The organism is Microbacterium oxydans (assembly GCF_026559675.1).
Lineage (GTDB): Bacteria > Actinomycetota > Actinomycetes > Actinomycetales > Microbacteriaceae > Microbacterium > Microbacterium oxydans_D.
Window position 1 is genome coordinate 2,286,616 of the sequence record NZ_CP092891.1, and the last position, 17,925, is coordinate 2,304,540.

Annotated in this window: 17 protein-coding genes; 1 reads left to right on the plus strand and 16 read right to left on the minus strand. The window is 67.7% G+C overall.

Annotated elements, in window-relative coordinates; all coding sequences use genetic code 11:
- Positions 1-2: 2 nt before the first annotated feature.
- The 4 genes from ctaD to MME74_RS11020 form a co-directional block, all read right to left on the minus strand.
- Positions 3-1,655, minus strand: a complete 1,653-nt coding sequence (gene ctaD / locus MME74_RS11005) for a cytochrome c oxidase subunit I (protein WP_267415057.1) — start codon at positions 1,653-1,655, stop codon at positions 3-5.
- Positions 1,656-1,739: 84 nt separating this feature from the next.
- Positions 1,740-2,642, minus strand: coding sequence for a cytochrome c oxidase subunit II (coxB, locus tag MME74_RS11010; protein ID WP_267415058.1), 903 nt, complete (start codon positions 2,640-2,642; stop codon positions 1,740-1,742).
- Positions 2,643-2,781: 139 nt separating this feature from the next.
- Positions 2,782-3,144: an iron-sulfur cluster insertion protein ErpA gene (gene erpA, locus MME74_RS11015; protein ID WP_017830247.1), complete on the minus strand. Its 363-nt coding sequence runs from the start codon at positions 3,142-3,144 to the stop codon at positions 2,782-2,784.
- Positions 3,145-3,214: 70 nt separating this feature from the next.
- Positions 3,215-4,618 carry a dipeptidase gene (locus tag MME74_RS11020; RefSeq protein WP_267415059.1) on the minus strand — a complete coding sequence of 468 codons (1,404 nt, stop codon included), beginning with the start codon at positions 4,616-4,618 and terminating at the stop codon, positions 3,215-3,217.
- A gap of 46 nt (positions 4,619-4,664) precedes the next feature.
- On the opposite strand from MME74_RS11020, the gene MME74_RS11025 reads away from it, so the two are divergent.
- Complete coding sequence (locus MME74_RS11025) at positions 4,665-5,237, plus strand: DUF3043 domain-containing protein (protein WP_267415060.1); 573 nt, start codon at positions 4,665-4,667, stop codon at positions 5,235-5,237.
- Here the strand turns inward: MME74_RS11025 and MME74_RS11030 are convergent.
- The 12 genes from MME74_RS11030 to MME74_RS11085 form a co-directional block, all read right to left on the minus strand.
- Positions 5,212-6,249 carry a quinone-dependent dihydroorotate dehydrogenase gene (locus MME74_RS11030; RefSeq protein ID WP_267415061.1) on the minus strand — a complete coding sequence of 346 codons (1,038 nt, stop codon included), beginning with the start codon at positions 6,247-6,249 and terminating at the stop codon, positions 5,212-5,214. The genes MME74_RS11025 and MME74_RS11030 overlap by 26 nt on opposite strands.
- 10 nt (positions 6,250-6,259) lie before the next feature.
- On the minus strand, positions 6,260-6,730 hold the full coding sequence (gene nrdR / locus MME74_RS11035) for a transcriptional regulator NrdR (RefSeq protein WP_267415062.1): 471 nt from the start codon (positions 6,728-6,730) through the stop codon (positions 6,260-6,262).
- Positions 6,731-6,740: 10 nt separating this feature from the next.
- Entirely contained in the window at positions 6,741-8,045 is a 1,305-nt protein-coding gene (gene hisD / locus MME74_RS11040; RefSeq protein ID WP_267415063.1) for a histidinol dehydrogenase, read from the minus strand.
- 1 nt (position 8,046) lies between these two features.
- The gene (locus MME74_RS11045; RefSeq protein ID WP_267415064.1) at positions 8,047-9,240 is read right to left on the minus strand and encodes a hypothetical protein; all 1,194 of its coding nucleotides are present in this window, start codon (positions 9,238-9,240) and stop codon (positions 8,047-8,049) included.
- 71 nt (positions 9,241-9,311) lie between these two features.
- Entirely contained in the window at positions 9,312-12,830 is a 3,519-nt protein-coding gene (dnaE, locus tag MME74_RS11050; RefSeq protein ID WP_267415065.1) for a DNA polymerase III subunit alpha, read from the minus strand.
- 64 nt (positions 12,831-12,894) lie between these two features.
- A complete protein-coding gene (locus MME74_RS11055) occupies positions 12,895-13,923 on the minus strand; it encodes a hypothetical protein (RefSeq protein ID WP_267415066.1) in 1,029 nt (342 codons plus the stop codon).
- Between the two features lie 22 nt (positions 13,924-13,945).
- The gene (locus tag MME74_RS11060) at positions 13,946-14,551 is read right to left on the minus strand and encodes an RNA polymerase sigma factor (RefSeq protein WP_267415067.1); all 606 of its coding nucleotides are present in this window, start codon (positions 14,549-14,551) and stop codon (positions 13,946-13,948) included.
- Between the two features lie 31 nt (positions 14,552-14,582).
- Positions 14,583-15,182 (minus strand): GNAT family N-acetyltransferase, encoded by a 600-nt coding sequence (locus MME74_RS11065; protein ID WP_267415068.1) that lies wholly within the window; start codon positions 15,180-15,182, stop codon positions 14,583-14,585.
- A 48-nt stretch (positions 15,183-15,230) separates the two neighbouring features.
- On the minus strand, positions 15,231-16,151 hold the full coding sequence (locus MME74_RS11070; protein WP_267415069.1) for an RluA family pseudouridine synthase: 921 nt from the start codon (positions 16,149-16,151) through the stop codon (positions 15,231-15,233).
- Positions 16,152-16,153: 2 nt separating this feature from the next.
- Positions 16,154-16,837: a signal peptidase II gene (lspA, locus tag MME74_RS11075; RefSeq protein ID WP_267415070.1), complete on the minus strand. Its 684-nt coding sequence runs from the start codon at positions 16,835-16,837 to the stop codon at positions 16,154-16,156.
- Between the two features lie 9 nt (positions 16,838-16,846).
- Positions 16,847-17,443 carry a DivIVA domain-containing protein gene (locus MME74_RS11080; RefSeq protein ID WP_267415071.1) on the minus strand — a complete coding sequence of 199 codons (597 nt, stop codon included), beginning with the start codon at positions 17,441-17,443 and terminating at the stop codon, positions 16,847-16,849.
- 181 nt (positions 17,444-17,624) lie between these two features.
- The gene (locus tag MME74_RS11085; protein WP_267415072.1) at positions 17,625-17,924 is read right to left on the minus strand and encodes a YggT family protein; all 300 of its coding nucleotides are present in this window, start codon (positions 17,922-17,924) and stop codon (positions 17,625-17,627) included.
- Position 17,925 lies beyond the last annotated feature (1 nt).

Consider the following 17,925-nt stretch of genomic DNA (forward strand, 5'->3'; position numbering starts at 1 on the left):
ACTTAGTGGGCCTCTCGCTCGCCGGGAGCCGTGGTCGCGAACTCGGCAGCCTCCGGGTGGTTCAGGTCGAACGCGGGACGCTCGCTGCGGATACGCGGGATCGACGTGAAGTTGTGTCGCGGCGGCGGGCAGGACGTCGCCCACTCCAGCGAGGCGCCGTAGCCCCACGGGTCGTTGACGGTGACCTTGGGAGCCTTGCGAGCCGTGATCCAGACGTTCAGGAAGAACGGCAGCATCGAGGCGCCGAGGATCATCGCACCGATCGTGGAGACCTGGTTCTGCCAGGTCCACCCGTCAGCCGCCGAGTAGTCCGCGTAACGACGGACCATGCCGTCGACCCCCAGCCAGTGCTGGATGAGGAACGTCATGTGGAAGCCGATGAACAGCATCCAGAAGTGCACATAGCCGAGACGCTCGTTCAGCATGCGACCCGTCCACTTCGGCCACCAGAAGTAGAAGCCGGCGAACATCGCGAACACGACGGTTCCGAACACCACGTAGTGGAAGTGGGCGACGACGAAGTACGAGTCGGACAGGGCGAAGTCCAGCGGCGGGGCCGCGAGGATGACACCGGTCAGACCACCGAACACGAAGGACACCAGGAAGCCGAGGGCGAAGACCATCGGCGTCTCGAACGTCACGGACCCTCGCCAGAGCGTGCCGATCCAGTTGAAGATCTTCACACCCGTCGGCACCGCGATGAGCATGGTCATCAGGGCGAAGAACGGCAGCAGCACCGAGCCGGTCACGTACATGTGGTGAGCCCACACTGCCACGGAGAGCGCCGCGATGGCGATCGTCGCGTAGACGAGGGTCTTGTACCCGAAGATCGGCTTGCGGCTGAACACCGGGAAGATCTCCGACACGATGCCGAAGAACGGCAGCGCGATGATGTAGACCTCGGGGTGACCGAAGAACCAGAACAGGTGCTGCCAGAGCAGGACGCCACCGTTGGCCGGGTCGTAGATGTGCGCACCGAGGATGCGGTCGGCAGCAGCGGCGAAGATAGCCGCGGCGAGCACGGGGAACGCCATCAGGATCAGCAGGCTCGTGATGAGCGTGTTCCAGGAGAAGATCGGCATGCGCCACATCGTCATACCCGGTGCACGCATCGTGATGATCGTGGTGATGAAGTTCACCGCACCGAGGATGGTTCCGAATCCGGAGATACCCAGACCCACCATCCAGAGGTTTCCACCCGCACCGGGCGAGAACGATGCCCCTGCCAGCGGCTGATAGGCGAACCACCCGAACGAGGCCGCACCCTGCGGGGTGAGGAAGCCGGCGACCGCGATGGTCGAACCGAACAGGAAGAGCCAGAAGGCGAAGGCGTTCAGACGCGGGAACGCGACGTCAGGCGCACCGATCTGCAGCGGAAGGATGGCGTTCGCGAAACCGGCGAACAGCGGCGTCGCGAACATCAGCAGCATGATCGTGCCGTGCATCGTGAACAGCTGGTTGTACTGCTCCTTCGTCGGGATGATCTGCATTCCCGGCGCGAAGAGCTCGGCACGGATGACGAGGGCCATCACACCGCCGAGGAGGAAGAACATCACCGACGCGATCAGGTACATGTACCCGATGGTCTTGTGGTCCGTGGAGGTGATCCACTTGACGACGATGTTGCCCTTCTGCTCGACACGCGAGGAGCTCATGAGAGCAGCCTGGCGGGCCGGAAGAGTGGTGGGACGCGACTTGGGAGTCTCGTCTGTACGGGGAGCTTCGGTGGTCGACATGACTTACTCCCCTCCTTCCTCGGTGTCGGTCTTCGGGGTCGTCCCCGGGAAGTTCGAGAGGCGGTCGTAGGCGTCGGTGATGTCGCCCGTGTTGCCCTTTTCCTCCAGGGACTCGAGGTACGAGTCGTAGTCGTCCTGAGAGACGACCTTGACGTTGAAGAGCATCATCGAGTGGTACTCACCGCAGAGCTCGGCGCACTTGCCGGCGTACTCGCCCTCACGGGTCGGGATGAACGACCAGGAGTTGTCCTTCCCGATGAACATGTCCTTCTTGTAGAGGAAGTCGATGATCCAGAACGAGTGGATGACGTCACGCGACTGCAGGTGGATCGTGACCTTCTGGTCGACGGGCAGCACCAGCGTCGGCAGCTGCGCCTGGTCGATGTTGCCGTCCTTGTCGGGCTGAGCCTGGATGCCCATCGTCCACACGGCGTCGGAGTTGTCCTCCTTGTCGCCGTCGTATTGGAAGTCCCACGCCCACTGCTTGGCGATCGCGGTGATCTCCACGTCGGGCTGGTCCCACTTGGCCTCGATCTCCGTCTGGTCACGGGCCGTGAAGAAGAACATGCCCAGCACGAGGATGAGCGGCACGATCGTGTAGAAGATCTCGATCGGCATGTTGTAGCGCATCTGCACCGGCAGGCCGGTCTGGCCCTTGCGGCGACGGTACGCGATCGCCGCCCAGGCCATGAGGCCCCAGGTGATGATGCCGACGGCGAGGAGCACGATCCAGGAGTTCACCCAGAGCGACGAGACGCGCTCGGTCTGATTGGTGGCTGCGGGGCCACCCTCCACGAAGCCCGGAAGAAAGCCGTTGAGCTCGGTGGGAGTACATCCCGCCAGGGCCAAGGCTGCCGCAACTCCCACAGGGAGGGCGGCCCAACGAAGGCTGCGTTTCGAGGGCACGATGCACCTTTCAGATCGCGAACAGAGCACACCCAAGTCTAGAGCAACCTCACACCTGATTCATGCCAACCACGCAGGTTGGGGAAGCGGAACGGCCGCCGTCACCTATGGTGACGACGGCCGTTCAGCGGAGCGACGATCAGTGGAAGCTGTCTCCACAGGCGCAGCTGCCCGCCGCATTGGGGTTGTCGATCGTGAACCCCTGCTCGGAGATCGTGTCCTTGAAGTCGATCGCCGCACCGTCGAGGTACGGGACGCTCATGTTGTCGATGATGACCTCGACGCCGTCGAAGTCGACGGTCTCGTCGCCCTCGAGATAGCGCTCGTCGAAGTAGAGCTGGTAGATCAGGCCAGAGCATCCGCCGGGCTGCACGGCGACGCGCAGACGGAGATCGTCGCGGCCTTCCTGCTCGAGGAGGTTCTTGACCTTCGTGGCCGCAGCGTCGGTCAGGGTGACGCCGTGTGCGCGGGTGGTCTCAGGGGAGAGTGTGGTGTCGCTCATGTCGCTCCTTGTGACGGGCCGCAGGTGCACGGCTTCTCGGTCGATTCTACCGCCGCAGATCCTGAGAGGCTCAGAGTTCCGCGGCATTCATGCGCGCGAGCAGCAGCGCCTCGGTCGCGACCGCATGGCGGAAGGTGTCGAGGTGCAGCGACTCGTTCGGGCTGTGGGCACGCGAGTGGGGGTCCTCGACGCCGGTGACCAGGATCTGCGCGTCGGGGAACTCCCGGACGAGGTCGGCGATGAAGGGGATCGAGCCGCCGACGCCGAGGTCGACGGGCGGAACGCCGTAGCCGTCGCGCATCGCGTCGCGCGTCAGGGATACCGCCCAGCCGCTGGCGTCGACGAGGAAGCCGTCGCCGAGATCGACATCCGTGAAGGTGAGCTCCGCGCCGAACGGCGCGTGCGCGCGGAGGTGGCTCTCCAGCGCCTCGTAGGCGTCCTGCCCGCTCTGGCCGGGTGCGACGCGGGCGCTGATGACCACGGTGACCTCCGGCAGGAGCGTGTTGGACGCGGCGGCCACGCTCGTGGCGTCGATACCGATGACGGTCACGGCGGGCTTGTTCCAGATCCGGCTCAGGATCGTGCCGTCACCGATCGGGGTCGTGCCGGGCAGGAGACCCGCCTCGTCGCGGAGAGTCGCCTCGGTGTAGTCCGGTGTCGCGGCATCACGAGCGGTCATGCCCTCGACCGCCACCGAGCCGTCGGCGTTCCAGAGCGTGGAGAGCAGGGTGACCGTGGCCATCATCGCGTCGGGCACGGCGCCGCCGTACATACCGGAATGGGATGCGTGGTCCAGCGTGCGCACGCGCATCGTGAAGCGCGCGTTGCCGCGAAGGGAGACCGTCAGCCCGGGCGTGACGGAGTCCCAGTTCCCGGAATCGGCGACGACGATCGCATCGGCCCTCAGTGCTTCCTTGTTGTCGGAGAGGAACTGCGCGAAGGAGCGCGAACCGTACTCCTCCTCCCCCTCGATGAACATCGCGATGCCGAGGTCGAGGTCGTCGCCGAGCACCTCGCTCACGGCGCGGATGGACGCGATGTGCGCCATGATGCCGGCCTTGTCGTCTGCAGCACCGCGTCCGTACAGACGCCCGTCGCGGACGGTCGGCTCGAAGGGCGGCGTCTCCCACAGCGCGTCGTCCCCCGGAGGCTGCACGTCGTGGTGGGCGTAGAGGAGGATGGTCGGCTTGCCGTTGCGGGCCGCGCGCGTCGCCAGGACGGCGGGCTGCCCGTGCTCGTCGGTTCCCGGGATCGCCGCCCGGAGCACACGGACCTCGTCGAAGACGCCGGTGGCCGAAGCCAAGGACGCGACGGCCTCGGCGCTGCGCTCCAGCTGGGTCTGATCGAACGCCGGCCAGGCCATGCCGGGGATGCGCACGAGGTGGCCGAGGTCGGACAGCGCAGAGGGGATGCCGGTGGCCACGGCGTCGAGGACAGCGGCGTCGGACTCGCTGGGAAGCACAGGAGAGGTCATGCGAGTAATCTTAAGGCGAACCCCCGTCAGCAAACCGAGGAACTCCGTGGCCATTACCCCTGCCTCCCCTTCGACGAACGACGACGCCCCCGAGACGCCTGCCGTCGGCAAGGGGCGCGCGACGCCGACCCGCGCGGAGCAGGAGGCGGCGCGTCGCCGCCCCCTGGTCGCCAACACCAAGGAGGCGAAGGCGGCTGCCAAGGCCGACCTCAACGAGCGCCGCGCCCGCGCGCAGGCCGGCATGGCCGCCGGCGAGGAGAAGTACCTCCCCGTCCGCGACAAGGGTCCGCAGCGCCGTTGGGTGCGCGACTACGTCGATGCCGGCTGGCACCCCGCCGAGTTCGTGATGGGGATGATGGTCCTGGTCATCCTCGCCTCGCTCGTGCCCGCCAGCCCGATCATCTCGTTCTACGCCTACATCGTGATGATGGCGTACCTGGTGATCGCGATCAGTGGCCTGGTCCTGCTCAGCATGCGGATCAAGCGCAAGGCCGCGGCGAAGTTCGGCAAGGAGCGCCTCGAGCGCGGCCTCGGCTGGTACGCCGCGATGCGCGCCCTGCAGATGCGGTTCATGCGCCTGCCGAAGCCGCAGGTCAAGCGCGGCCAGTACCCCGACTGACCAGTCCCCTGTTGATCTCGCGGCCCCAGAACGGTCCGCGGTACAGGAACGCCGTGTACCCCTGCACCAGCGTGGCGCCCGCATCCAGACGCTCCTGAACGTCTGCGGGAGTCTCGACACCGCCGACCGCGATCACGCAGAAGTCGGCGGGCACGGCCTCGCGAACGACGCGGAGCACCTCGAGCGACCGCTTCTTCAGCGGTGCGCCGGACAGACCACCCGCTCCCGCGGCCTCGACCGTCGCGTCATCGGTGAGCAGACCGTCTCGACTGATGGTCGTGTTGTGCGCGATGATCCCGGCGAGCCCTTCATCGACCGCCATCCGCGCGATGGCGGCGATCTCCTCATCGGGCAGGTCGGGTGCGATCTTGACGAGCAGCGGAGTGGCGCCGGAGGCCTCGCGGACCGCGCGCAGCAGTGGCGCGAGTGTCTCGACGGCCTGGAGCCCGCGCAGTCCCGGGGTGTTCGGAGACGACACGTTCACGGCCAGGTAGTCGGCCAGCGGGGCGAGCCTGGTCGCGGAGGCCACGTAGTCCGCGGTGGCGTTCTCGACCTCGACCACGCGGCTCTTTCCGATGTTGACGCCGATCACCGTGTCGGGCGCACCACGGCGCAGGCGGGCGAGACGACGCGCGGCCGCGTCCGCTCCCGCGTTGTTGAAGCCCATCCGGTTGATGACGGCGCGATCGGCGATCAGGCGGAACAGCCGGGGCTTGGGGTTCCCGTCCTGCGGGATCGCCGTGACGGTGCCGACCTCCACGTGGCCGAAGCCCAGGGCGGCGAGCCCGCGCACGCCGACCGCGTTCTTGTCGAAGCCCGCGGCGACGCCGAACGGCGAGGGGAACGTGAGCCCGAGTGCCTCGACACGCAGCGACGGATCGGGGCGGGTCAGGGTACGGGTCGCCCAGGAGAAGGGCGGCGCACCGAGCACGCGGATCACCGCCATGCCGGCGTGGTGGGCGAACTCGGGATCGAAGCGCGAGAGGACAGCGCGGAAGAGCAGCGGATACATCCCTGCCAGATTACCGGTCCGCGGACTCCTGCTTCGTGTGGTCCGCGCGCAGATCGGTGATCGCGGCCTCGAAGTCCTCCAGGGAGTCGAACGCCTGGTAGACGCTGGCGAATCGCAGGAACGCGACCTCATCGAGCTCACGGAGGGGCCCGAGGATCGCCAGACCGATCTCGTTCGTGTCGAGCTGCGAGACGCCGGTCTGACGGACCGCCTCCTCGACGCGCTGCGCGAGGATGGCGAGATCGGCCTCGGTCACGGGGCGTCCCTGGCAGGCCTTCCGCACGCCGGAGATGACCTTCTCACGACTGAACGGCTCCATCACGCCGGAGCGCTTGATGACGTTGAGGCTCGCGGTCTCGGTGGTGGTGAAGCGTCCGCCGCACTCGGGGCACTGGCGGCGCCGTCTGATCGAGAGCCCGTCGTCGCTGGTACGCGAATCGATGACACGAGAGTCGGGATGACGGCAGAAGGGGCAGTGCATCTGACCGATCCTACGCCGTGAACCGCGCCTCGATCGCCTCGCCGTGCGCCGGGAGCACCTCGGAGTCGGCGAGAGCGACGACGCCCGCGCGAACGGCGGACAACGCGGCCCGGTCGTAGGAGATCACCTGCTGAGGACGCAGGAACGTGTAGGCACCGAGACCGGGAGCGTAGCGCGCCTGACCGCCGGTGGGGAGGACGTGGTTGCTTCCGGCCATGTAGTCGCCGAGGCTCACCGGCGTCTGATCCCCGACGAAGACGGCTCCCGCGCTGGTGAACGCGGCGGCGGCCTCCTCGGCATCGACGAGGTGCAGCTCGAGGTGCTCGGGCGCATAGGCGTTGCTGAATGCGGTGGCCATGGCCCGGTCGTCGACCAGGACGATCGCGGACTGCGGACCGGCCAGCGCCGCTCCGACACGCTCGCTGTGGCGCGTGGCGGCGGCGATCCGCTCCACCTCGACGGCGACCTGCCCGGCGAGCTCCTCCGCATCGGTGACCAGGACCGCGGAGGCCTGCTCGTCGTGCTCGGCCTGGCTGACCAGGTCGGCCGCGATCAGACGCGGATCGGCGGCGGCGTCGGCCACGACGAGGATCTCGGTCGCGCCCGCTTCCGAGTCGGTCCCGACCACGCCGGCGACCGCGCGCTTCGCGGACGCGACGTAGTTGTTCCCGGGCCCCGAGACGACGTCGACCGGGTCGAGGCCGAGCGAGGGTACACCGTGCGCGAACGCTCCGATGGCTCCGGCGCCGCCCATCGCGTACACCTCGGTCACACCCAGCAGCGCGGCGGCCGCGAGGATGGTCGGGTGGATGCGTCCGCCCTGATCCGCCTGCGGCGGCGACGCCAACGCGATCTGCGTGACACCGGCGACCTGCGCCGGGACGACATTCATGATCACGCTGGACGGGTAGACGGCCTTGCCGCCGGGGATGTACACGCCCACGCGGTGCACGGGCTGCCAGCGCTGAGTGATCACCGCACCCTCGCCGATCCGGGTGACCCGGCTCTCGGGGACCTGGGCGGCCGAGGCGAGACGGACCCGCCGGATCGCCTCCTCGAGGGCATCGCGCACCTCGGGAGCCAGCTCCGCCAGCGCCTCGGTGATGTGCGCCTCGGGAACGCGCACCTCGTGCGCGGTCACCGCGTCGAACCTCTCGGCCTGCTCGCGGAGAGCGGCCTCGCCCCGCACACGCACGTCCTCGACGATGCGTGCAGCGGTGTCCAGCGCCTCGGCCCGCGCCTGTGCGGCTCGGGGGACGGCGGCGAGCATGTCGGCGGGCGAGAGCTCGCGCCCCCGCAGATCGATCGTGCGCATTTCAGCCCTTCGTGATGTCGGAGATGTCGTGGAGATAGCCGATCCGTCCGTCGTCATGTCGGACGACGTACGCACCCCCACGGTCCTCGATCACGAGAGCCCAGGCGTTCGGGCCGATGCGGAAGAGCGGTTCGCCGCGCTCGTCGTGGACGTCGCGCTCGGACGGCGCGAGGATCCAGAACGGCTGGGCAGCAGGAGCAGCCTCGCGCGGGTTCGTGGCGTCGAGATCGGCGTCCGTGACGCCCTCCAGCACCAGCGGGGCCGACTCTTCCGGGATGACGTCCGTCTCGTAGGTGGCCGCGGTCTCCAGCAGAGATTCGATGCTTCCGGTGTCCGAGACGATCTCCGGCTCCTGCCCCCGGGAGCGGCGCGAGTAGGTGGGCACGTACTCCTCGTCGGCGGTCGCCTGCTCGGTGCCGATGTCCCCACCCGACGCGTGCGCCGTGAGCGGCACCTGGTCGGCCAGGTCGAAGCGGGCGATCTCATCGGTGGCCTGCCGGCCGTCGGTCTCGATGTCGCCGACGACGAGCGGAAGGGCCGAGTCGTCCACGATGACGTCGGTCAGATCGGCTTCCGAGGCCGAAGACGTGTCGGGGGCCCCGGCGACCGGCACCGGTTCCGGGCGCGGACGCGCGATGACGGGACGCACCGGATTCGCGTTGCGGTGAGCGAGCGTGACCAGCCGACCGTGGAAGTCCTCCTTCAGCCCGGGCACGATCGGGGCGAACACCGTGAGCACGACCAGCGCGAGCGAGGTGATGACCATCGCGACGCCGTTCCACGGGAGCCCCCAGTGGCCGCTGGAGATCAGGGCGGAGACCGCGAGCCAGAGGTTACCCACCCAGATGACCGCGGAGACGGAGAACGCCACGGAGGCGAACTGGTCGATACCCAGCGACCCGACCCGGCGGATTCCGTCCGGAGAGAACCGGCGCAGCACGATCAGGAAGACGGCGACCGTCGGGATCGCGACGGGCAGGATCCACTGGATGCCGACGCCCCACAGCGAGAGCCCGCCACCGAGCGGGAAGAAGGACAGGACGAACGACACCAGCCACACGCCGACGATGAGAAGCTCACGCAGGGTGAATCCGAGGATTCCGAACTCCGGCGTCACCTCGTCGTCGTAGAGGACACCGTCGTCGTCGCTGAAGACCGTGTCCTCAGGGTCCGGTTCGGGAAGATCCGTGCTCATGGGTGGTCCTTTCGTCACAATGCTCGACGGGGGCGTTCGTCGTGCTGCCGACGGCTCACGATCCTACCTGCTCACCCCAGACAGGAGGGGCCGAGCAGTGACTTGAGGTCACCGAACAGGTCGGCCGAGACCTTCACGGGCATCGGGACCTCGAAGACCTTCGCCGTGCCGCCGCGGTGCACTCGGAGCAGCACCTCGGTGTCGCCGTTGTGTCGGCGCAGCACCTCGGCGAGCTCCATCATCACCCGCTCCGTGGCACGCTGCTCGGCGAGGACCAGCGCCAGCGGACCGGCGGCGTCGAAGGACCCCACATCGGGAGCGAACGCCGACTGCGCATGGAGGTTGAGCCCGTCGTCGCGGCGGGACACGCGACCGCGCACGGCGAGGATCGCGTCCTGCTGCAGGGTGTGCTGGAACTCGGTGTAGGTCTTGCCCATGAACATCACGGTGACCTCACCGTTGAAGTCCTCGACCGTGATCATGCCGTACGGGTTTCCGCTGGCTTTGGCGACACGGTGCTGGACGCTGGTGACGAGTCCCGCCACCGTGACCTGGTCGCCGTCCTGCAGATCCTCGGAGTTGTTGAGGTCGTGAATGGAGATCGACGCGTGCTTCGCGAGCGGAACCTCCAGACCGGCGAGCGGGTGGTCGGACACGTACAGACCGAGCATCTCGCGCTCGAACGCCAGCTTGTCCTTCTTGATCCACTCCGGACGTGCGGGCACCTTGGCCGGGGCGACCTCCTCCGTGCCGTCGTAGAGACTGTCGAAGTCGAACCCGATGGCCCCCTGGGCCTCGTTGCGCTTTCGATCGACGGCGGCCTCGACCGCGTCCTCATGCACCTCCATGAGCGCCCGGCGGGTGTCCCCCATCGAGTCGAAGGCGCCGGCCTTGATCAGCGACTCGACGGTGCGCTTGTTCGAGACGTGCAGCGGCACCTTGTCGAGGAAGTGGTGGAACGAGGTGAATCGCTCGTCCTTGCGGGCCTGCACGATGCCCTCGACGACGTTGCTGCCGACGTTGCGCACGGCGCCGAGGCCGAAGCGGATGTCGTCGCCGACGGCCGCGAAGAAGTTGATCGAGTCGGACACATCGGGCGGGAGCACCTTGATGCCCATGCGACGGCACTCGTTCAGGTACAGCGCCATCTTGTCCTTGGAGTCGCCGACGCTGGTGAGCAGCGCCGCCATGTACTCGGCGGGATAGTGCGCCTTGAGGTAGGCCGTCCAGTACGACACGAGTCCGTAAGCCGCGGAGTGGGCTTTGTTGAAGGCATAGTCCGAGAAGGGCAGCAGGATGTCCCACAGCGCCTTGATCGCGGCCTCGCCGAAGCCGCGCTCCTTCATGCCGCCCGCGAAGCCCTCGTACTGCTTGTCGAGCTCGGACTTCTTCTTCTTTCCCATCGCTCGACGCAGGATGTCGGCCTGTCCGAGGCTGAACCCGGCGACAGCCTGGGCGATCGCCATGACCTGCTCCTGGTAGATGATGAGCCCGTAGGACTCCTCCAGGATCTCGGCGAGCGGTGCCTCCAGCTCCGGGTGGATCGGCGTGATCTCCTGGATGCCGTTCTTCCGCAGCGCGTAGTTGGTGTGCGAGTTCGCGCCCATCGGGCCCGGTCGGTACAGCGCGATGAGTGCCGAGATGTCACCGAAGTTGTCCGGCTTCATCAGGCGCATAAGGGAGCGCAGCGGCGGGCTGTCGAGCTGGAACACGCCGAGGGTGTCGCCGCGCGCGAGCAGCTGATACACCCCGGGGTCATCCAGGCCGAGGTGCTCGAGGTCGAGCTCCTCGCCACGGTTCGTCCGGATGTTGTCGAGCGCATCCGAGATGATCGTGAGGTTGCGGAGCCCCAGGAAGTCCATCTTGATCAGGCCGAGCGACTCGCACGACGGGTAGTCGAACTGCGTGACGATCTGGCCGTCCTGCTCGCGCTTCATGATCGGGATGATGTCGAGCAGCGGGTCCGACGACATGATCACACCGGCGGCGTGCACGCCCCACTGGCGCTTCAGCCCTTCGAGTCCGAGTGCGCGGTCGAAGACCGTCTTCGCCTCGGGGTCGGTCTCGATCAGCGCGCGGAACTCGCTCGCCTCCTTGTACCGCGGGTGCGCCGAGTCGAACATGCCGTCCAGCGGCATGTCCTTGCCCATCACAGGCGGCGGCATCGCCTTCGTCAGCCGCTCCCCCATGCTGAACGGGAAGCCGAGCACGCGACCGGCATCCTTCAGCGCCTGCTTGGACTTGATGGTGCCGTAGGTGACGATCTGGGCGACGCGCTCCGAGCCGTACTTCTCCGTGACGTAGTCGATGACCTCGCCACGACGCCGATCATCGAAGTCGACGTCGAAGTCGGGCATCGAGACGCGGTCCGGGTTGAGGAAGCGCTCGAAGATGAGGCCGTGCTCGAGCGGGTCGAGGTCGGTGATCTTCATCGCGTACGCGACCATGGATCCGGCACCGGAGCCACGGCCGGGACCGACGCGGATGCCGTTGTCCTTCGCCCAGTTGATGAAGTCGGCGACGACGAGGAAGTAGCCGGGGAAGCCCATCTGCAGGATGATGCCGGTCTCGTACTCGGCCTGCTTGCGCACCTTGTCGGGGATGCCTCCCGGGTACCGGTAGTGCAGGCCGGTTTCGACCTCTTTGATGAGCCAGCTGTCCTCGGTCTCGCCGTCCGGCACGGGGAACCGGGGCATGTAGTTGGCCGAGGTGTCGAACTCGACCTCGCAGCGCTCGGCGATCAGCAGCGTGTTGTCGCATGCCTCGGGGTGATCGCGGAACAGCTGCCGCATCTCGGCGGCGGTCTTGATGTAGTAGCCGTCGCCGTCGAACTTGAACCGGTTCGGGTCGTCCATGGTGGAGCCCGACTGCACGCACAGCAGAGCCTCGTGAGCGTCGGCCTCATGCTGGTGCGTGTAGTGCGAGTCGTTGGTCGCGACGAGCGGGATGTTGAGGTCCTTCGCGAGCCGGAGCAGGTCGGTCATCACCCGTCGCTCGATGGAGAGACCGTGGTCCATGATCTCGGCGAAGTAGTTCTCCTTGCCGAAGATGTCCTGGAACTCCGCGGCCGCCGCCCGTGCCGCGTCGTACTGCCCCAGCCGCAGCCGCGTCTGCACCTCACCCGACGGGCACCCCGTCGTCGCGATGATGCCCTTGCCGTAGGTCTGGAGCAGCTCGCGGTCCATGCGGGGCTTGAAGTAGTAGCCCTCCATGCTCGACCGGGAGCTGATCCGGAAGAGGTTGTGCATGCCCTGGGTGCTCTGGCTCCACATGGTCATGTGGGTGTAGGCGCCCGAGCCGGAGACGTCGTCGCTCTTCTGGTCGGGCGAGCCCCACTGCACGCGCGTCTTGTCGCTGCGGTGCGTGCCCGGGGTCATGTACGCCTCGAGCCCGATGATGGGTTTGATGCCCGCGTTCCGCGCCGCGTTGTAGAACTCGAACGCCGCGAACGTGTTGCCGTGGTCGGTCACCGCGATGGCCGGCATGCCGTATTCGGCGGCCGCCTGGGTCATCGCATTGATCTTCGCCGCACCGTCCAGCATGGAGTACTCGCTGTGCACATGCAGGTGGACGAAGGAGTCGGATGCCATGCCTTCGAGTCTACGGCGGAGCCCCGACACCGGAGGTCGGCGCCGGGGCTCCGTCGACGACTCGCTACCCCTGGGGCGCGGAGTCCACGACCGACGTGTGCACCGTGGTGGTGGAGTCGGCCATGTCGCCTGCCGGTCCCCCGCTTCCGTACTTCTCCGAGATCGAGGAGACCAGGCCCTCCTCGGTGTCGATCACGATCGTCGTCGTGCGGTGACCCGGTACCACGTACTGCAGCGTCGCGCTGGAACCGTCATCCGCGAGCACCTCGAATCCGGGGATCAGCGCGATCGCGAGGAAGAACGCCGAGCGCAGGTCGGCCGGCATCAGGTTGATCGCCGACGGGTCGCTGAGACTCGCCACGAGCCACCGGTCGCCCTCCTCCCCCGTCATCCCCGACTGCGCGCGGAGCCAGTCGAGCAGGTCCCGCGGCTCCCGCGGCATCTCGGAGTAGTACGGACGGTATCGATCCGCCAGGTACGGCGTCGGCGGTTCGTCACCTCCCACGGCGAGGTACTCGCCCGCCGGGAGTGTCTCGATCGTGCCACGTTCACGAATCGCGGAGTCGGGCGAGGACGACCATTCCCGTGCCGCCTCCGCGCCACGGGACCCGAAGGAGTCCACGACCTCGGAGAAGCCCCAGTCGTAGAACCAGTCGCCGGCTCGGTCGGCCGGGACGTAGAGCACGCGCGTGTCGCGCTCCAGCACGGCGGCGTCGCCGCCGTCGCGCGAGGCGTTGAACGCGAACGTGTTCTCGTCATCGTCATCGGCCCAATCGGCCTTCCAGAAATGGAGGTGCTCGCCGACGGTCTCGATCCGCAGGTACTGCCCGGGGAGGAGTGTCGTGTCCTGCGCGTCGAACGTCACCGCGGACGCCCGCTCCAGCACCTCCGCCGCCGCGGCATCGGGCGCGGCGGGCGGCGCGAGCACCGAACCGGCCACGATCGCGGTCACCGCCGCCCCGGCGACGAGACCACCGATGCCGATCCCGGCCCAGGTCCGTCGTCGCGAAAGACGCGCTCGCTCCGGGCGCGCACTCCCCGCCATCTCCCTCGTCAGCACCCGCCGCGCCGCGAGCACGGTGTCGTCATCCACACGGGACTCGTCGATCCCGATCTCACGAACTTGTTCCATAAGCTGCATCGCTCTCCTCCTTCGCCATCCATGTCAGTCGGGCCGCTCCGTGCGAGCCGGGCGGTGCGAGCTTGCGACGAACGCGATTCAGCCGGGATCGAACGGTTCCGACCGGCACACCCAGCGCGGTGGCGATCTGCTCGTACGTGAGATCACCCCATGCATGCAGCAGCAGCGTGTCCCGATCTCTCGCCGCGAGGGCCGCGATCCGCGGAGCCAGAGCCCGTATGGCGGCGTCGGCGTCGAGTCGCGAATCGGAAGCGACCTGAGGAGCCTCTCCCGCGACCTCCTCCGCCGATGCCGAGGCCTCGAACGCCCGCCACTGTCGCGCTTCCGCGGCTCGATGGCTCTTCACCACCCTGGTCGCGATGCCGAGCAGCCAGGGCCGCGCCGACTCCGTCTCGAGGTCGAAGGACGCGCGCCGCCGGAAGGCGACGAGGAACGTCTCGCTCAGGACGTCGTCGACGGCGTCCGCGCCGACACGTCGCCGGATGTAGCCGCCGACGGGTCGGACGTGCCGCTCGAAGATCTCGGAGAAGACTCCGGGCTCGTCGAGCGACCGCTGGATGATCTCGCTGTCCGTGCTCACACTGAGTATTGAGTCGAATCGTGAAAACGGTTCACGCTTTCTTCGGCGCCGTCCGCGACGGGCTCAGATCGAGCCGCATCAGCACGCGCGGGAAGCCGTCGAGCACCGACCCGGTGTCGGCCGCCTTCACGAAACCGGCGCTCTCGAACAGCGACCGCGTGCCGACGTAGGCCATGGTCAGGTTCACCCTCTCCCCGCCGTTGTCGACCGGGTAGCCCTCGATCGCCGGGGCACCTCTCTCCCGCGCGTAGGCCACCGCTCCCTCGATCAGCGCGTGGGAGATGCCCTGCTTGCGGTGTCCGGGACGCACCCGGAAGCACCACAGCGACCACACATCGAGGTCGTCGACGGCGGGGATCAGCAGATTGCGCGCGAAACTCGTGTCGCTCCGCGGGTGCAGAGCCGCCCAGCCGACCGGTTCGTCGTCGAGATACGCGATGACGCCGGGCGGAGGATCCTGATGGCACAGCTCACGCACACGGTCGGCACGCTCCTGCCCCTTCAGCGCCACGTTCTCCTTGCTGCCGATGCGATAGCTCAGGCAGAAGCACACGTTCGACGTCGGCTTCTTCGGCCCGACGAGCGTCGCGACGTCGTCGAACACGGTCGCAGGACGAACCTCGATGGTCATGCGCCCAGTGTCGCGCACATGTCCGACATCGTGCGGGAGAAGCGCGAGCTACTCGCCGCGCAGCACGTCGAGGGCGTGACGGAAGTCCTCGGGATACGGGGACTCGAACTGCACCCAGTCCCCCGTGGTCGGGTGGGCGAACGCCAGCTGGTGCGCGTGCAGCCACTGCCGGGTGAGGCCGAGCCGGGCCGACATGGTCGGATCGGCTCCGTAGAGCGGGTCGCCGACGCAGGGATGCCGGTGCGCCGCCATGTGCACGCGGATCTGGTGCGTGCGGCCGGTCTCGAGATGGATCTCGAGCAGCGACGCCCCCGGGAATGCCTCGAGCGTCTCGTAGTGCGTGACCGACGGCTTTCCGTCCGGGACGACGGCGAACTTCCAGGAGTGGTTCGGGTGGCGCCCGATCGGCGCGTCGATCGTCCCCGCCAGGGGGTCGGGGTGCCCCTGCACGACCGCGTGGTAGATCTTCTCGACCGTACGGTCCTTGAAAGCCTGCTTCAACACCGTGTAGGCGTGTTCGGACTTCGCGACCACCATCAGCCCACTGGTGCCGACGTCGAGCCGATGCACGACGCCCTGACGCTCCGGGGCACCGCTGGTGGCGACGCGGAAACCCGCTGCGGCGAGGGCGCCGACGACCGTGGGGCCCTCCCAGCCGACCGAGGGATGTGCGGCGACGCCCGTCGGCTTGTCTACCACGACGATGTCGTCGTCGTCGTACACGATGCCGAGCTCCGGCACCGCGATCGGGACGATCTTCGGCGCCTCCTTCGGCTGCCATTCCACGTCGAGCCATCCACCGCCGCGCAGGCGGTCGGACTTGTCGAGCGTCACACCGTCCAGTCGCACCCCGCCGGCCGCGGCGACATCGGCCGCGAACGTGCGGGAGAAGCCCATGAGCTTCGCCAGGGCTGCGTCGACGCGGGTGCCGTCCAAGCCGTCAGGGACGGGGAGGGAACGCGACTCCACGGTCAGCGACCCTCCGATGCGGGGGCCGCATCCTCCGAAGGCGCGTCGTCATCGTGAGCGGCGTCAACGGAAGACACGTCTTCCGCGTCCACCTCATCCGCATCCGTCTCCGTCGCGACCACGGCCGCCTCCGCGGCAGCCTCGGCTTCTTCGTCGGTCTCGACGACGGCGTGGTCACGCTCGCGGGTGCCGTCGAAGCGCAGTCCGAAGACCACGAGCAGCGCGACCGAGATCATGCCGGTCACGATGAAGATGTCCGCGACGTTGAAGATCGCCGGCATCATCCACGGCATGGAGATCATGTCGACCACGTGACCGACCGGGAATCCGGGCTCGCGGAAGAGGCGATCGCTGAGGTTGCCCAGCACACCGCCGAGCAGCAGACCGAGCACCGCGGCCCAGAGGCGCGACTTGAGGCCGAACGCCTTCCAGATGATCACGCAGGCGACCACACCGAGGGCGATCGTGAAGATCCACGTCACCTCGGAGCCGAGCGAGAACGCCGCTCCGGGATTGCGGACGTAGTACAGCTGAAGGAACTCACCGAGGACCGGGACCGGCTTCTGCAACGGCAGATTCTCGATCGTGAGGTACTTCACAAACTGATCGGCGGCCAGCACGATCGCTGCGAGAATCGCAACGATCGCACCGGCCGCCGACCGACGAAGGGGACGGCGTCCTGACAAGAGGGCGCCTTACAGACCGATCGCGGAGACGGGCGTGGAGTCCGTGGACGCCGACTTCTCGTCGAGCTCGCGGAGCTGGCCCTCGATGTAGCCTCGCAGCTGCGTGCGGTAGTCGCGCTCGAAGTTGCGGAGTTCGGTGATACGGGCCTCGAGCGTGTTGCGCTCGCGCTCCAGACGGGCCGATTCCTCGCGCTGCTTGGCCTCGGCCTCGGTGCGGATGCGGGCGACCTCGGTCTCGGCCTCGGCGATGAGCGCGTTGCGCTTCGCCTCACCCTCGGCGACGTGCTCGTCGTGCAGACGCTGCGCGAGCTCGATGATGCCGGCGGTCGCGGTGGCGGAGCCGGTCGGCGCGGGCTCGGCGGGAACCTCGGCGACGGGCGCGGGAGCCTCCGGCGCGGGAGCGGCGACGGGCTCGGCGGCGGCGGGAGTCGCACCGGACTCGTACGCGGCCAGCTTGGCCTTCAGCTCGACGTTCTCCTCGAGAGCCTTGCGCCACTCGATGACGATCTCGTCGAGGAAGTCGTCCACCTCGTCCGGGTCGAAGCCGTCCTTGAAGCGGACGTGCTGGAACTGCTTGGTGACGACGTCATCCGGGGTAAGTGCCATGAGTGGCTCCTCTTTCGATGAGTTCGAATGCCAGTATCGATGTATGGCGTGGTCGTGATGTGGCGCGAACCCGGGGCGCGCACCTGGGTGCCAGCATAGCCCCCGCGCATTGGCGCCGCGATGTCACGACACCCAGAGTCAGCGAAGTCGGTGCTGCCGTCACCGCCGATTCCCGCGGAGTTCAGCGCACGAAGAGTCGCACGATGTTCATCAGGATCAGGACGACCAGCAGAGTCAGCGTGAACCCGAAGTCGAGGGACAGCGAACCGATCCGCAGCGGCGGGATGAGCCGCCGGAAGAACCGGATCGGCGGATCGGTGACGACGTAGACCGCCTCAGCGGCGACCAGACCGAAGCCCTTCGGACGCCACTCCCGATTGAACATCGGGATGTAGTCCAGGATGAGGCGCGCGAACAGCACGAAGATGTAGAGCAGCAGCACCAGGTGAACGATGCTGGCGATGACCGAGACCAGCTGCACG

What these genes read in the sequence shown, in the direction of transcription:
- ctaD (WP_267415057.1), bottom strand. Translation starts at nt 1,655, where the DNA reads ATGAGCTCCTCGCGTGTCGAGCAGAAGGGCAACATCGTCGTCAAGTGG.
- erpA (WP_017830247.1), bottom strand. Translation starts at nt 3,144, where the DNA reads ATGAGCGACACCACACTCTCCCCTGAGACCACCCGCGCACACGGCGTC.
- MME74_RS11020 (WP_267415059.1), bottom strand. Translation starts at nt 4,618, where the DNA reads ATGACCTCTCCTGTGCTTCCCAGCGAGTCCGACGCCGCTGTCCTCGAC.
- MME74_RS11030 (WP_267415061.1), bottom strand. Translation starts at nt 6,249, where the DNA reads ATGTATCCGCTGCTCTTCCGCGCTGTCCTCTCGCGCTTCGATCCCGAG.
- nrdR (WP_267415062.1), bottom strand. Translation starts at nt 6,730, where the DNA reads ATGCACTGCCCCTTCTGCCGTCATCCCGACTCTCGTGTCATCGATTCG.
- hisD (WP_267415063.1), bottom strand. Translation starts at nt 8,045, where the DNA reads ATGCGCACGATCGATCTGCGGGGGCGCGAGCTCTCGCCCGCCGACATG.
- MME74_RS11045 (WP_267415064.1), bottom strand. Translation starts at nt 9,240, where the DNA reads ATGAGCACGGATCTTCCCGAACCGGACCCTGAGGACACGGTCTTCAGC.
- dnaE (WP_267415065.1), bottom strand. Translation starts at nt 12,830, where the DNA reads ATGGCATCCGACTCCTTCGTCCACCTGCATGTGCACAGCGAGTACTCC.
- MME74_RS11065 (WP_267415068.1), bottom strand. Translation starts at nt 15,182, where the DNA reads ATGACCATCGAGGTTCGTCCTGCGACCGTGTTCGACGACGTCGCGACG.
- MME74_RS11080 (WP_267415071.1), bottom strand. Translation starts at nt 17,443, where the DNA reads ATGGCACTTACCCCGGATGACGTCGTCACCAAGCAGTTCCAGCACGTC.